Annotated in this window: 15 protein-coding genes; 13 read left to right on the forward strand and 2 right to left on the reverse strand. The window is 37.2% G+C overall.

What is annotated here, in order from left to right:
* Window positions 1-488 precede the first annotated feature (488 nt).
* From lolB to prs, 3 genes are read left to right on the forward strand one after another with little or no spacing between them, the layout of a single operon-like run.
* The gene (gene lolB / locus G6Q48_RS06305) at window positions 489-1,145 is read left to right on the forward strand and encodes a lipoprotein insertase outer membrane protein LolB (RefSeq protein ID WP_395349597.1); all 657 of its coding nucleotides are present in this window, start codon (window positions 489-491) and stop codon (window positions 1,143-1,145) included.
* Window positions 1,142-2,017: a 4-(cytidine 5'-diphospho)-2-C-methyl-D-erythritol kinase gene (ispE, locus tag G6Q48_RS06310; protein WP_102140467.1), complete on the forward strand. Its 876-nt coding sequence runs from the start codon at window positions 1,142-1,144 to the stop codon at window positions 2,015-2,017. Before lolB ends, ispE begins: the two co-directional genes overlap by 4 nt.
* A 56-nt stretch (window positions 2,018-2,073) precedes the next feature.
* Entirely contained in the window at window positions 2,074-3,021 is a 948-nt protein-coding gene (gene prs, locus G6Q48_RS06315; RefSeq protein WP_004910604.1) for a ribose-phosphate diphosphokinase, read from the forward strand.
* A 302-nt stretch (window positions 3,022-3,323) separates the two neighbouring features.
* Here the strand turns inward: prs and ychH are convergent, their stop codons facing one another.
* Window positions 3,324-3,596, reverse strand: a complete 273-nt coding sequence (ychH, locus tag G6Q48_RS06320) for a stress-induced protein YchH (RefSeq protein WP_102140448.1) — start codon at window positions 3,594-3,596, stop codon at window positions 3,324-3,326.
* Window positions 3,597-3,894: 298 nt separating this feature from the next.
* Here ychH and pth point away from each other — a divergent pair, with 298 nt between their 5' ends.
* From pth to G6Q48_RS06370, 10 genes are all read left to right on the forward strand, one after another.
* A complete protein-coding gene (pth, locus tag G6Q48_RS06325; protein ID WP_102140447.1) occupies window positions 3,895-4,485 on the forward strand; it encodes an aminoacyl-tRNA hydrolase in 591 nt (196 codons plus the stop codon).
* A 102-nt stretch (window positions 4,486-4,587) separates the two neighbouring features.
* Window positions 4,588-5,679 carry a redox-regulated ATPase YchF gene (gene ychF, locus G6Q48_RS06330; protein ID WP_166265134.1) on the forward strand — a complete coding sequence of 364 codons (1,092 nt, stop codon included), beginning with the start codon at window positions 4,588-4,590 and terminating at the stop codon, window positions 5,677-5,679.
* Window positions 5,680-6,622: 943 nt separating this feature from the next.
* Window positions 6,623-6,961, forward strand: a complete 339-nt coding sequence (locus G6Q48_RS06335) for a helix-turn-helix domain-containing protein (protein ID WP_166265137.1) — start codon at window positions 6,623-6,625, stop codon at window positions 6,959-6,961.
* Between the two features lie 91 nt (window positions 6,962-7,052).
* Window positions 7,053-7,586, forward strand: coding sequence for a fimbrial protein (locus G6Q48_RS06340; RefSeq protein WP_166265140.1), 534 nt, complete (start codon window positions 7,053-7,055; stop codon window positions 7,584-7,586).
* A 187-nt stretch (window positions 7,587-7,773) separates the two neighbouring features.
* Window positions 7,774-8,190 carry a fimbrial protein gene (locus G6Q48_RS06345; RefSeq protein WP_242685784.1) on the forward strand — a complete coding sequence of 139 codons (417 nt, stop codon included), beginning with the start codon at window positions 7,774-7,776 and terminating at the stop codon, window positions 8,188-8,190.
* 39 nt (window positions 8,191-8,229) lie between these two features.
* The gene (locus G6Q48_RS06350; protein ID WP_166265146.1) at window positions 8,230-10,731 is read left to right on the forward strand and encodes an outer membrane usher protein; all 2,502 of its coding nucleotides are present in this window, start codon (window positions 8,230-8,232) and stop codon (window positions 10,729-10,731) included.
* Between the two features lie 50 nt (window positions 10,732-10,781).
* Window positions 10,782-11,537, forward strand: a complete 756-nt coding sequence (locus tag G6Q48_RS06355) for a fimbria/pilus periplasmic chaperone (RefSeq protein WP_229597577.1) — start codon at window positions 10,782-10,784, stop codon at window positions 11,535-11,537.
* A gap of 41 nt (window positions 11,538-11,578) precedes the next feature.
* Window positions 11,579-12,202 (forward strand): fimbrial protein, encoded by a 624-nt coding sequence (locus G6Q48_RS06360; protein WP_166265149.1) that lies wholly within the window; start codon window positions 11,579-11,581, stop codon window positions 12,200-12,202.
* 50 nt (window positions 12,203-12,252) lie between these two features.
* Window positions 12,253-13,152 carry a hypothetical protein gene (locus G6Q48_RS06365; RefSeq protein ID WP_166265152.1) on the forward strand — a complete coding sequence of 300 codons (900 nt, stop codon included), beginning with the start codon at window positions 12,253-12,255 and terminating at the stop codon, window positions 13,150-13,152.
* 43 nt (window positions 13,153-13,195) lie between these two features.
* Window positions 13,196-13,726 (forward strand): fimbrial protein, encoded by a 531-nt coding sequence (locus G6Q48_RS06370; RefSeq protein ID WP_102139637.1) that lies wholly within the window; start codon window positions 13,196-13,198, stop codon window positions 13,724-13,726.
* A 253-nt stretch (window positions 13,727-13,979) separates the two neighbouring features.
* On the opposite strand, the gene G6Q48_RS06375 is transcribed toward G6Q48_RS06370, so the two are convergent.
* Entirely contained in the window at window positions 13,980-15,593 is a 1,614-nt protein-coding gene (locus G6Q48_RS06375; protein ID WP_166265155.1) for a GMC family oxidoreductase, read from the reverse strand.
* Window positions 15,594-15,674: the final 81 nt, after the last annotated feature.

Genomic DNA, 15,674 nt, shown 5'->3' on the forward strand with positions numbered 1-15,674 from the left:
CAAAAAATAAACCGAAAAAACAGACGTAATAGTTATTTTACCAATCCAGCTGATCGTAATTTTATCGTTTATTTATGCTATATGAAACTGATTATCAGCCATATCATTATTTACAATGATAAATTAACTGCAATAAGATGCATAGAGGATGCAATTATTTCGCACATAAAGCAAATGGTGACTAATGAGGTTTCCCCTGATAACGTTGCCCCCATTAGCCAAAATCAGATTGGCCTAACACCATCTTTAGGGATCTTTAGGAAACCATCCCCCCATCAATACACCATGTCATTTGTATACAAACAGGTTATTTGTATACAAACTGTAAATCACTTACAGATTTTTATTGGCTAGGTATATCATCGAGTACAATAGATCGAGTGTAATAGATGGCTCAGATAGCCTTAACGCGCTAAACTAAACCTCTTTAAATGCAAGTAACTCAATAGAGACTGCTATCAGCGCCCAATACAACTTTGAGATTTGATATGCAATTAACTCAAGCTTTATCCTTTATGCACATAAATAAGCACTTTTTTCGCCTATTGCCACTTTCATGCGTCTTGCTAACCGCTTGCGTGACAACGTCACAAACAACCACTAAAGGAACTGGCTCTGCATCCGATGCTAAGTGGAAAGCACATCAACAAGAATTAAGTCAGTTACGTGACTACCAAACCCGTGGCTCCTTTGCCTATAACGGAGGGGAGACAAAAACGTACGCTAAGTTTTTCTGGCAACAATATACGCCAGAAAAATACCGTTTATTGTTAACTAATCCGTTAGGCTCCCGCGAACTTGAACTGACCGTTGAACCTGATTTAGCTCGACTAACCACTAAAGATGGCCAAACCCATATGAGTGACGTACCAAGTGAACTTATTTATCAGCTCACTGGTATGGAAATTCCAATTGATGACCTAACTGCTTGGTTAACTGGCTCACCTGGGCGTGCAACTGACTTCACCTTAGATGAAAATCACCTGCTAAAAAGTGTCACATTTGAAAGTAATGGTGAAACATGGCAACTCAACTATATTTCCTATGACAGCAAAACGGCACCTATGCTGCCGAACTACCTCGAGTTACGCCAAGGGGACAGGCTTATTAAATTAAAAATGGATAGTTGGACACTGAAGAAATGACGTTAACATGGCCTTCTCCGGCAAAATTAAATCTTTTTTTGTACATCACAGGTCAACGCCCTGATGGCTACCATGAGTTACAAACTCTATTTCAATTTGTTGATTATGGCGATGAAATCACCATGACAACACGTGATGACGACCAACTGAATTTATTGACTGAAATGCAAGGGGTTCCCCCCGAGAAAAACCTAATTTTACGGGCTGCTAAATTATTACAGTCCTATTGCCGCGAGACCTTACATCACAGTGGCCCATTAGGTGCTGATATCCGTATCCATAAAATATTACCCATGGGCGGTGGTATTGGTGGGGGCTCATCAAACGCAGCAACCACCTTAATTGCGCTTAACGAACATTGGAACACACAGGTTTCTGATGAAGTCCTTGCAGAATTAGGCGCATCATTAGGTGCAGATGTCCCTGTGTTTGTTCGTGGGCATGCCGCTTTCGCTGAAGGAGTTGGTGATATTTTAACCAAAGCTTCCCCTAAAGAGAAATGGTATCTGGTCGCTCATCCCGGAATTGAAATATCAACCCCGATGATCTTCACAGATCCACAATTAAATCGAAATTCTCCAAAACGCTCCCTAGCCGCATTATTACTGGCTCCGTACGCAAATGACTGCGAACCAATCGCAAGAAAACGTTTTCGTGAGGTTGAACAGCTTGTTTCTTGGCTGTTAGAATATGCTCCGTCTCGCCTTACAGGAACAGGCGCATGTGTTTTTTCTGAATTTGAAACACAAGCGGATGCCCTGCAGGTGTTAAATAAAGCCCCATCGTGGGTGCAAGGGTTCGTCGCTCAAGGCGTTAACGTTTCCCCACTGCACAAGTTCCGCGCTGGGATAACCCGTGTATTGCACCAATAAGCCTTGTCGCTATTGGTCAACAATATCTCTCTGGACGCAAGCCTGAGGTTTTTCTCGTGCCCGATATGAAGCTTTTTGCTGGTAACGCTACACCGGAACTAGCACAACGTGTTGCTAACCGCCTTTACACTAATCTTGGAGACGCGGCTGTTGGTCGTTTTAGCGACGGCGAAGTCAGTGTTCAAATTAATGAAAATGTTCGCGGTGGTGATATTTTTATCATCCAGTCAACTTGTGCACCAACCAATGATAACCTGATGGAACTGGTTGTTATGGTCGATGCGCTACGCCGTGCATCTGCTGGTCGTATTACCGCTGTTATCCCTTACTTCGGTTATGCAAGACAGGATCGTCGCGTACGTTCTGCCCGTGTACCAATCACCGCTAAAGTTGTTGCCGATTTTCTGTCAAGTGTAGGTGTAGACCGTGTGCTCACAGTCGATTTACACGCAGAGCAGATCCAGGGCTTCTTTGATGTTCCTGTGGATAATGTATTTGGTAGCCCTATTCTTCTGGAAGATATGTTACAGAAGAACTTGGAAAACCCAATCGTTGTATCTCCAGACATCGGCGGCGTGGTACGTGCTAGAGCTATCGCAAAACTCCTGAATGACACTGATATGGCCATTATTGACAAACGCCGCCCACGTGCGAACGTTTCTCAAGTTATGCATATCATTGGCGATGTTTCAGGTCGTGATTGCATCTTAGTGGACGATATGATTGATACCGGTGGTACTCTGTGTAAAGCAGCTGAAGCACTGAAAGAACGTGGTGCTAAACGTGTATTTGCATACGCAACACACCCGATTTTCTCAGGTAATGCTGTAGACAACATCAAAAATTCAGTCATTGATGAAGTCATTGTTTGTGACACTATCCCTCTTTCTCCTGAAATTAAGGCGCTGAGCAATGTTCGTACCTTAACGCTTTCAGGTATGTTAGCTGAAGCTATCCGTCGTATCAGCAACGAAGAGTCAATTTCAGCAATGTTTGAGCACTAATTCCCTAGTATTGGGTTTTAGCGTTCAACCGTGATGAAAAAGTCGCAATAAAAATATAAGCCCCTGCAATGTCATTTGCAGGGGCTTTATGATTGTAGAGGGTAACCCCCCATAAATACCTATTTTTATACTTTATAGCCAGCCAATTGATAATTTTCAGCATATCATGGCATAAAAATAACCATTTAAAATAACTCACAATATTCACGACAGAAGAGCAAAATTCTCATGAATTTTACTCCTCTTAATGCCTAATTATCAAACTCGTTCACCATTATCAGCAATTAATTGCTTTAGGCTATTTATGGATAACGGTGATTATCTCTACGTGAATGATAATGTTGTTTTAACTGCCAGTAACGGTCTGCAACTTTTTCACGGCCGCCGATCCTAGCACCGACTAACCATACCATCGCACCGATAAAAATACCGAATAAGGAACCATTAGTGATAAGTTCTGAAAGGCCTAAGTTAACGATATGAGAGAATAAGTTGACACCGATACTCCCGATCATCAACACCATTCCGATTCCCATGAAGACATTACCAAGAAGATGAGCGCTTTTCCGTTTCATATATACCTCCAGTACCAGTAAACTGATAAGCAAGCATGTGTAAATAAATTCGGTCATACTTTATATTTATGTAATGATTATAGTGCATTAAGTAAAATTTTTTGCGATAGACATCACAAGGAAGGAAGTTAGCAAGAATATCTGTACAAAAAGTGCTTTTTATCAAAAAATCAGTAAACCCGAATAGTTTATCTGGCAATTATAATCCCAGTGACTTTATCTATCACAATTTTGTACATCCTGCATCCACAAGGTAAACTAGGGCATTATTTTCATAACTGATAGTGAAATCACCACCGTGAGCAAAATTAAGTTAATTGTTGGACTTGCCAATCCGGGTGCTGAATATGCACAAACGCGCCATAATGCAGGTGCATGGTATGTTGATTTACTGGCTGAGCGCCATAACCAGCCATTGAAAGAAGAAGCTAAATTTTTTGGTTATACCGCTCGCATTAATATGAACGGTAACGATATTCGCCTGCTAGTTCCAACCACATTTATGAACTTAAGTGGTAAATCTGTTGCCGCTATAGCCAATTTTTATCGCATCAATCTCGATGAAATTTTAGTCGCCCATGATGAGCTCGATTTACCACCTGGTGTGGCTAAAATGAAGTTAGGTGGCAGTAATGGCGGCCATAATGGGCTGAAAGATATTCAAAGTAAATTCGCCAATAACCCAAATTTTTATCGTTTACGCATTGGTATTGGCCATCCGGGTGATAAAAATAAAGTCGTTGGTTTTGTTTTGGGTAAACCGCCTTTATCTGAACAAAAATTAATTGATGATGCAATTGATGAAGCGGCTAGGTGTACAGATATTCTTCTAGCAGATGGTATGGACAAAGCCATCAACCGTCTGCATGGTTTTAAAGCAACCACATAAGAGTTCATTTCATCCGAATCAACTTTTTGTGTATAATCAGCGCCAATTTCTAAACATTGGGTGCAGCGCGTGGCTGCCCCTTGCTATTAAGGTGAGAAACATATGGGTTTTAAATGCGGTATCGTTGGTCTGCCTAACGTGGGTAAATCCACCCTATTTAATGCATTGACCAAAGCCGGCATCGAAGCAGCCAACTTCCCTTTCTGTACGATTGAACCAAACACGGGTGTTGTGCCAATGCCAGACCCACGTCTTGATCAATTAGCTGAGATTGTGAAGCCACAGCGTATTTTACCAACGACTATGGAGTTCGTGGATATTGCGGGGTTAGTGAAAGGCGCATCCAAAGGTGAAGGCCTAGGTAACCAATTTTTAACGAATATCCGTGAAACCGAAGCCATTGGCCATGTCGTTCGTTGTTTTGAAAACGACAATATCATTCACGTTGCAGGCCAAGTTGACCCTGCCGAAGATATTGACGTGATTAACACGGAATTAGCACTCGCAGACCTTGATACCTGTGAACGCGCTATCCATCGCGTCCAAAAACGTGCAAAAGGCGGCGACAAAGACGCAAAAGCGGAATTAGAAGCATTAGAAAAATGTCTGCCGCACTTAGAGCAAGCGGGCATGTTACGCACATTAGATTTATCTAGTGAAGATAAAGCAGCGATCCGCTACTTGAGCTTCTTAACATTAAAGCCAACAATGTACATTGCTAACGTTAATGAAGATGGCTTTGAAAATAACCCATTCTTAGATGTGGTTTATAAAATTGCTGCAGCTGAAGGTTCTGTCGTCGTGCCCGTTTGTGCAGCAATCGAGTCTGACATCGCAGAGCTTGAAGATGAAGAGCGTGATGAGTTTATGGCAGATTTAGGCATCGAGGAACCGGGACTGAACCGTGTTATTCGTGCTGGATATGAGCTATTAAACTTACAAACTTACTTTACTGCAGGCGTTAAAGAAGTTCGTGCATGGACTATCCCTGTTGGCGCTACGGCTCCACAAGCTGCAGGTAAGATCCACACAGACTTCGAAAAAGGCTTCATTCGCGCGCAAACTATCGCATTTGATGATTTTATCCAATACCGTGGTGAGCAAGGCGCAAAAGAAGCAGGCAAAATGCGCGCTGAAGGTAAAGATTATATCGTTAAAGACGGCGATGTACTCAACTTCTTGTTTAATGTGTAGCCTATATTTTAGATTTATACCCAACTAAAAAATATCATTAATCAAAAAACAGCATAATATTTAATTTATAAATATAATACTATGCTGTTTTCTCTCCTGTTATATCATAAAAACTCACTATTGGTTCTCCTTCTCTTTCTAAATAAATAGAATCTAGCTTACTTTCATAACAATTTGAATTTACAGGCTAACAAAACCAAGTTAAAAAATATCAGACTAGTGACCGCCCTAAGTCATATCTTAAAATAAAACATTATGGTAAAAAACGACACATATCCGTACTTGTTTACTACTCTGCAGTAACTCTCTAACTAGATATGAAGTAAGCGAGAAGAGCCCATAACAAAAAATTTAAGCAGATAGAACCCTATAGTGTCTCGGCTATGGAGGTATAAATATTTAGATAAGTAAGGCTATTGATGTAATGAAAAGAAATCACACACCATCTCTGCTAGCTACTATAATGATTTAATTGTATTTTTTTGTAGATTTTTACTCCAAATGAGAGTATTAATTAATCATTTGATTTTATTGATTTTTTTATAAAGTCTTTCATTTTTCAAATTGCATAATCACTCCTTATGTGTGTGTTTTTGATTGAAATCAAGTTATTCTGTTACAATTTAAGAGGATTTATTAAAATTTGTTAATTTCAGATAAAAATACTTTTTTTCATGTCAAACCAAGCCTAATAAACTAACAAGCTAACTTCTAAATTTGATTTTAAAAAAATTGTTAAAAACTTTGAATGTTTATAACTTATTGTTAGATAAGTAAAACAACTGAATTGTAAAAAATGTAAATATAAGCTGTTAATTAGACTTGATTCTTTTTAGTGGTTTGATTTAAAAAAATCTACTCATTATAATTGTAAGCACTTAAGGGGAATACATAAGAGTAAAATAAATTATTGAATTATTAAACTGAGACCTTGTTATTAATTATGAGTAAAGTTAATAGAGTCATATCCAAATATGAAACACAAGATAATCTATTTTCTATTTACTGTGGATTAGTTATAAGAAAAATACGCAAAGAGAATGGTATTACAGCTTGTGACCTAGCCAAGAAAGTGAATGTTTCACAGCAACAAATGTCACGTTATGAACGTGGAATAAATAAAATTAGTATTGATATGTTATTTAATTTAAGCGTAGCACTCGACTGTCCATTTGAAAGAGTTATTAAGCTTATTATTGCAGAAGTTCAAAAATCCCCTTCGGATGATGTAATTTCTTTAAGAAATAAGATATCAGCCTCTGATACAATTTATTTTTATTAATCCATTTAAATATATTTATTTAAATATATTTTATTTAAAAGATGCATATAAATATTTATATGTATACCTATACTTATCGTTTGAGGAAAAAATGAAAAAAATTATTTTAGCAACTATGATTTCTGGTTTAATGAGTGCATCTGCTTTAGCTGTTGATGCAGGGAGTGGTACGGTAACATTTTCTGGTTCTATTATTGACTCACCATGCTCTATTGCTCCCGGTGAAGAGAATCAAGAGGTTCCATTAGGCCAAGTATCTAATGTAACTTTAGATAATGGTGGTGAATCATCAGCGCAGCCGTTCCAGATTAAATTAGAAGGCTGTAACCTGAAAGGTGATAATCAAGTTGCTGTCACTTTCAAAGGAACTGAAGCAGGGAAAAATACAGGCTATTTACAGATTACAGGTGATGCTACTGGTGCCGCAGTGAAGATCATGAACTCATCAGGTACTCAAATTAAAGTTAACTCTAGCGCAAAACAAAATTATGTTGAAGGAAATAATACATTAAAATTCCAAGCATCATTAATTGGACTTCAGCTAGTTGATGCACAAAGCAAAGTTATTCCAGTAACACCAGGAAAATTCCAAGCAGTTACTAACTTTACATTAGCATATAATTAAATAATTTTTTTATAAAATGCTATCTCACCACGAGATTAATAAATCTCGTGGTGTATATTTTAATGGTTATAATATGATAACAAAGAAAAAAGAAACTATTTTGTCATTGTGTTTTTTCTTACTATTACCCTTTTTTAAATGTGCTTTTGCAAAGAGTTCAATGGATTTGATAATGCAAGGTAGCATTATGGATACAGCGTGTAGTATTGATACCGGTTCTTATGAACAATCCATTGATATGGGGATATTACCACTGTCATTAATACAGCAAGAAGGGCAAGGACAGGCACAGGATTTTTTTATTACATTAATTGGTTGCAGACTAACATCTTATACAGGCGAACTTTGGAAAACATTTGAAGTTTCATTTGATGGGCCTGCTAATGGGGATTTTTTTTCGGTATCGGGTTCTGCACAAGGGATAGCATTATTATTAACTGAATCGAATGGAGAATATATTTACCCAGGAAAAAAAACATTACCGAAAAGTATAAAACCCGGGAAATATATTTTGAATTATCAGTTAAAAGTTGTTTCAAATGACACACCGTTACGTGCTGGACAGTATCAGACATCAATCCGTTTTAAACTGGATTATTACTAAATAATAAATAAATTATTGCTATATTTTAGGAATGTTTTTATGTCTTCGTTACCTATTTACACACCAAAATTAAAATTGTTAAGTATTCTTATTGGGTTAACAGTCAGTTGTGTGACTTTAACGACCAATGCGAATAATTATATTGAATTCAATACTGATGTTTTAGATTTAGAAGACAAAAATAACATTGATTTAAACCAATTCTCTCGCGCCGGTTATATTATGCCCGGGGTTTATAATTTCACTTTAAAAATTAATAATGAACAAATATCTAATATTAACATCCCCTATTATTCTGGTGAGCATGATCCTGAAGATAGCCAGCCTTGTTTATCTCCTGAAATAGTTAAGCTGCTAGGGCTTACTTCAGAGTCGCAAAAAAAATTAACATGGTGGCATGAAGGGCAATGCCTTAGTGAGGATAGCTTGCCAGGATTACTACTGCGCGGTGATTTAGCTACGTCATCATTATATGTCAGTATTCCTCAAGCATACCTAGAATACACATCAGAAAACTGGGATCCCCCTTCTCGCTGGGACAATGGAATATCAGCCTTGCTTATTGATTATAATGTAAATGCTAATTCCACCAATTCCTATAACGGAGGAGCGAATTCATCTTCAGTGAATAGTAATGGCGTCGCTGGTATCAATTTAGGTGCTTGGCGGTTTCGAGCGGATTGGCAAAGTCGTTATAACCATACAACAGGAAGCCAAGGACATGATCAATCTGATTTCACATGGGATCGTTTTTATGCCTACCGAGCTCTATCTGAATTAAAGGCTAAACTCGTACTGGGTGAAGACTATTTGTCCTCAAATATTTTTGATGGTTTTAGATTTATCGGTGCCAGTTTACAATCTGAATTAAGCATGATGCCACCAAACTTACGTGGATATGCCCCTGAAATAACAGGAATAGCACAAAGTAATGCTACAGTGACAGTCATGCAGCAAGGACGGATATTATATGAAACTCAAGTTGCGCCAGGCCCTTTTCGTATCCAAAATTTAAGTGACGCCATAACCGGAACGCTAAATGTTGCCATAAAAGAGCAAGATGGTTCTATTCAAGAATTTCAAGTTGATACTGCAAACTTGCCATATCTAACAAGACCTGGACAAGTTCAATATAAATTTGCACTAGGACAGCCAACGAATATTGATCGCCAAAGTGAAGGGGAAAATTTCATTACAGGTGAATTTTCTTGGGGTATAAGCAATGGTTGGTCTTTAATTGGCGGTAGTTTAAATAGCCAAAATTATAATGCGTTATCAATGGGATTTGGGCGAGATTTGCTCGCATTCGGTGCTCTTTCATTTGATATTACTCAGTCTATTGCCCGTTTACCCGGTGAAGGAACATTAAGTGGGAGCTCATACCGAATAAACTATTCTAAACGATTTGAAGAATTCGATAGCCAAATACAGTTCGCTGGTTATCGTTTTTCAGAACGAAGTTATATGAGTATGAGTGAATTCTTAAATACCCAAAAAACAGGACTACGTAATTATGGGAGTAAAGAGCTATACACCATATCAGTCAATAAAAACTTCCAGGATATAGGATTATCATTATATTTAAATTATAACCATCAGACGTATTGGGACAAAAAAGATAATGACTATTACAGTTTAATGCTGTCCAAATATATGGATATTGGCCCAATAAAAAACATGAGTATTAGTTTATCTGCAAATCGCAGTTTTTATAACGGTGTGACAGATGATAGCGCTTATGTATCACTATCTTTCCCACTAAGTAACGGGGCGAATGTCGGTTATTCGATGAATACAAGCCGCTATGATACGACCAATCGTGTTTCTTATTATGACAGATTGGATGATAGAACAAATTATCAAGTCAGTGCGGGCGCAAATCGAAAAGGAGGAACTGCAAGTGCTTTTATTTCACATCAAGGAGATAGCGCTCGCTGGTCAGCAAATGCGAATCATGTAAATAACCAATATAGTGCTTTTGGTCTTTCCACTTCTGGTGGTTTGACTTTGACAGGAAAAGGTATTGTTGCCCATAGAATAAATAATCTTGGTGGAGCTCGTATATTAGTTGATACTGATAATGTTTCAAATATTACAATTCGCGGTATTGGCGTTCCTGTTGAATCAAACCGATTTGGGAAAGCAGTTATTTCAGATGTCAGTAGTTACTATCGAAATAAAGCACAGATTGATTTAAATAAACTGCCTGATGACATTGACGCCCAACAATCCGTTATTCAAGCAACATTGACTGAAGGTGCCATTGGATATCGCTCATTTTCAGTTATTTCAGGTCAAAAAGTTATGGCTGTTATCGTACTTACTGATGGTTCTCATCCACCATTAGGGGCCCAAGTAACAAACCATAAAAAGCAAAATGTCGGGATTGTAGGCGATTTAGGTAATACTTATATTAGTGGTGTTCATCCTTCAGAAACAATGAATATAACATGGGGTAAAAATATGTCATGTGAAATAACTTTTCCTTCTGAATTAATGAATCGAGAAATTCAAGACAATTTATTACTTCCTTGTAACTAGGTAGTAAAAAAAACAAACAAATAATTATTTAATTTAAATAGATGAAATTAATGTATAAAGGTAATAACCAAGTGAATATCAAAAAAATATTAACAAATGTTTTTTTAGGGTCATTAGCCCTAAGTGGTTTTTCAGAGGCTGCAGTATCATTAGATAGAACAAGAGTTATCTTTGATGGAGAGAACAAGTCAATCTCTTTAAATATTAACAATAATAATAAACAACTTCCTTATCTTGCTCAAGGTTGGATTGAAAATGAAGAAAGTAAAAAAATAACATCACCATTGATTGTATTACCACCGGTTCAACGATTAGAACCAGGGAAATCTAGCCAAATGAAAATTGAAGCTTTACCTGATATAAAAAATTTACCTCAGGATAGAGAATCATTATTCTATTTTAATATGCGAGAGATCCCACCGAAGAGTGATAAACCAAATACTTTACAGATTGCATTACAAACAAAAATAAAATTATTTTATCGTCCGGAAGCAATTGCACCTCAGCAAAACAGTGCACCATGGCAAGAAAAAATGCAGCTTGAGAGAAAAGGAAGTGTTGTTTTTGTTAAAAACCCAACACCTTATTATATCACAATAATTAATGCAGGGGCTCATGAAAATACAGATGCAAAAGAATTTACTCCAATTATGATTGCACCCTTTAGTGAAATCAATATTGGAATGACAAATGAGCAACTAGGTAACACCCCCGTAATTACTTATATTAATGACTATGGTGGTCGGCCAAAATTAGCCTTTGATTGTAAAAATACAATCTGCTCTGTTACTAAAAAAGATCATTAAATAAATAGCAAAGGAATATAAAGCTAAATGAGGACATATTTATGAGCTTAAGAATATACCACTGGCTACGTTCAAAACATGTGGTCATTTCACTTTGCTTAGCCACAGTATTGCCAGCAACTGCTGGCAATAATAATCTGTTTAGGCCTACAGATGGTTGGGAGGTTGATGGACAGCATGGAGTCATTCATGTTTCAGGTTCTTTAACTGAAAATCCATGCGAATTAGCCATGAAATCTACTAACCAATCAATCTCACTAGGAAATATATCATTCAGTGATTTAAATTCTTCTGAGCAAGTGATACAGCCTATTCCATTCCAAATTGAGTTGTTAAATTGCCTGCAAGTTCAAAGTGAGCTTCAAAATTTCCAAACTGGAAAAACGGTATGGAGTAGCACACAGCCTGCGGTCAAAGTTAAATTTTTAGCAGTAAATGAACCTGAATATTCGAATATTATTCGAGTCAATGGAGCATACGGCTTTGGGTTGCAAGTAGCAAATTCAGAAGGGAAAATATTACCAATAGGTAAAGAAAGTAACCCCACGTTAATTGCATCAGGCCAAAATAACTTAACTTATTATGTCTCAGCTATCAGAACGTCCGGCCCACTCATACCTGGTGCTTTTTCTGCATTAATTGCTTTTGAAATGTTATATGATTAACGTCATAGCATCGCAATAATAATTTATAAAAATTGATAGGTAATAGCGTAATGCTAAAAAATAAAAACATTTATCTTATAAAAATATTGATGCTAACTTTACTATTCATAATTAATAGTAAAGCTAATGCAAGCCCATTAAATCCTAACAGTATATATACAACAAGTATAAAGCATCCACTAATTAGTGATGCATACAATGTTATACCAAAAACGTTAGGTCCTTATTTTTTGTATATTCCAGATGAGATCAAAAACAGCACAAATACTGAGTGTAATATTACAGTTATTGCAACTGGTCGCTCATCGACAGGCTCTATACAATCTATGGCAACACCAGATATTACTCTACTATCTGGGTTTAGTAGTATATATAATCTAGGTGTAGTTAAATACTATTCAGTCACACGAAACACACCTAAGCACTGTAGTGAGGTGCTACCTGATTTTGGCGTGAAATTTGGACAGTTTAATGTTAGATATATCAATTTCTTCGATTATTCTGCATCTGCAACAGGTTATGCCGATACCTGTTTACAAATAATTGTGAATGACAAAACTGTAGGAACAACCTGTTCAGTTAATGTCCCTGAAATCCCTGTATTGCCTTCTTGCAATGTATCTATACCATTAACTATATCTCATGGTAATGTCAATTCAAATAATATAAATGGAAATATTGCAAAAATTGACGGAAGTATATCATGCACTGGCGATATGAGCGCCACATTCCAATTTTTACCTGAAAATAAAATTGATTTATTACATGGTGTAGAAAGCCAATTAGATGTATGTGTCTCAGGAAAATGTATGTCAAATAATTTAGTTCAAACTGAGATTAAAAAAAATACTAACTTACCATTCTCCATTAGCTCAACTCTATCTGCATTGGGAAATCCTGAGCCAGGTTCGAGGGTTGGAAATGCTATTCTATCTGTTGTAATTAATTAATAAAAATAAATTATTTAATTTATTGATTGGAGTATAAATAATTATGATATTCTTAATTCAAATAATAAAAGAAAGATTACTTTTACTATTTGCAATACTCACGAACACACTAATTATTTTTTTTAGTGGATTTTGTATTGCAGAAACCTATACATTAACAATTAAGGTAGATGTTATTGAAAGCACTTGTGATGTATATGGTGAAAATGGCCCTGGACAACCTATTGAGGTCTCATTTGGTGAAATAAATCTAAATAAGTTTACCAGTGAACGCTATACAAAAAATATTGACTATCATTTGGATTGCGGAAATAAATCATCCAGTAATCCAAATCTTAAATTAAAGCTTGAAAGCTCTAGTGCTGGCTTTAATACTGATTTAGTTGAAACATCCAACCCTAATTTAGGTCTAAAAATTCAAGCAGATAATACACTTTTATTACCTAATGAATACCGTAATTTCACTTATCAAACACAGCCAGTATTAACTGCGACACCCGTATTTCATGAAGGAAAAGAAATTGAACTAGGCTTATTTAAGGCTACTGGAATATTAAAAGTTGAATATCAGTAATAGTTTATTTAATTTTAACAAAAAAATGCTGCTTTATTTGATAGATTTAATTAAATGAACATACCCTTGAATACAAAATAAATCATTAAATATAAAGATGTTATAAATCAATAAAATAAAAATAATGGTTTACTGTATAACACATAACCTAACATTAGTTCGCTCTAAGTACCATAAGTGTATTTAAACAGCATAAAGTTCCGGCGGTTGCCTTGGTTTTATGCTGTTTTTCCTATGTTGACCCATCACAAGGCTAATTTTCGTTCCTATCTTCTATAATCATTGCTGCTGCGCGTTCTGCAATCATGATCGTTGGTGCATTGGTGTTTCCACTTGGAATTTCAGGCATCACAGAACAGTCCACTACACGTAAATTATCAATACCATGCACTCGTAGCCGTAAGTCAGTCACTGACGTTGTGGTATCCGTTCCCATACGGCAAGTTCCCACAGGATGGTAAACCGTTTTACAAAAATTTCGGACAAACTCTTCAAGTTGAGCTTCATCATGACGTACAGAAGCGGGCGGCATTAAAACCTCTTTGCTTACTGCTTGTAATGAAGCGGAATCCAATACTTCCAGACCAAATTTAACTGCACGCTTGCAGCCTTCCATGTCTTCTGGTGATGCAAGGTAATTAGCGTGAATTTTTAGCGGTGCTTGTGGGTCTGTGCTGCGTAATAAAATTTCACCACGAGACTTAGGTTGTAAATACCCGACCTTTAAAGAAAAACCGTGGGTAGCGGGCAGTGGCTCACCAGGAACATCATCCCAACTATCTAAAATAGGTAAAAAGTGAATTTGTACATCAGGGCGACCTTGATTGCAGCTATCTTTAAATGCAGCACCTTCTAGAACATTAGATGCGAGTAATCCGCTGCGAAATGCCATCCACTCTACCCCATGTTTAATCGCATTTAAGCCTTGGTCCGCACCGAATAAACTTATTGGCTGCTTAGTCGTGACGTTAATTGACATATGCAGGTGGTCATGAAAATTTTTGCCAACAGGTAGATTCACATGAGTATGGATCCCCAACGAAGACAAGTGCTCTTCAGGCCCGATCCCTGATAGCATCAATAATTTTGCAGAGCCCATCGCACCAGAACAGACCAATACTTCGCAACTGGCGAATGCCTCAACTTCATGGCCATTTTTCCCTTGATAGGCAACACCAATCGCGCGGCCATCACGAATGATTATACGGTTCACTTGAGTGCCAAGCTTTAATGTCAATTTGTCACTCTTTTCCACTGATTTTAAATAGGTTTTCGACGTACTGGCTCTTTCTCCATTATGCGTTGTGGTTTGGTAAAAGCTTGTTCCTTGCTGGCTTTCTCCGTTAAGGTCATTGACATAAGGAAGGCCATGCTCTTGTGCTGCACGAATAAATGCCATTGATAATGGGTGCCGATATCTGTTTTCACTAACCGGAAGTGGGCCTTCTGTCCCATGGTATTCCCCTGTTAAGCTTTCATTGTTCTCTGCTTTTTTAAACCATGGCAATACATCCGAGTATCCCCAACCTTCACATCCGTAATTTAGAGCCCAATTATCATAATCTTGTTTTTGGCCTCGAATATAGATCATTCCGTTGACAGAGCTGCTTCCCCCCAGCACTTTGCCTTGAGCAATTTGCATTTTACGGTTATTAGCGTGAGGCTCTGGCTCAGTTTCATAAGGCCAGCTTTTTTGGGCGATAATTTTCGCTACACCTGCTGGCATACGAATAAACAAATGGTTATCGCTACCACCCGCTTCGATAAGTAATACTCTAGATTGCGTCTCTTGGATCAACCGAGCAGCCAGAACACAACCAGCAGAACCTGCACCGACAATAATATAGTCATATTTTACTGCGCTCATTTGTCACCCCGCCAAATAAAACAAACAATTCATTTTCATTTATTTAACAATAGCGCCTTTAATTTATTAATGTATGAATAA

Source organism: Providencia sp. M-27, assembly GCF_011077905.1.
GTDB lineage: Bacteria > Pseudomonadota > Gammaproteobacteria > Enterobacterales > Enterobacteriaceae > Providencia > Providencia huaxiensis.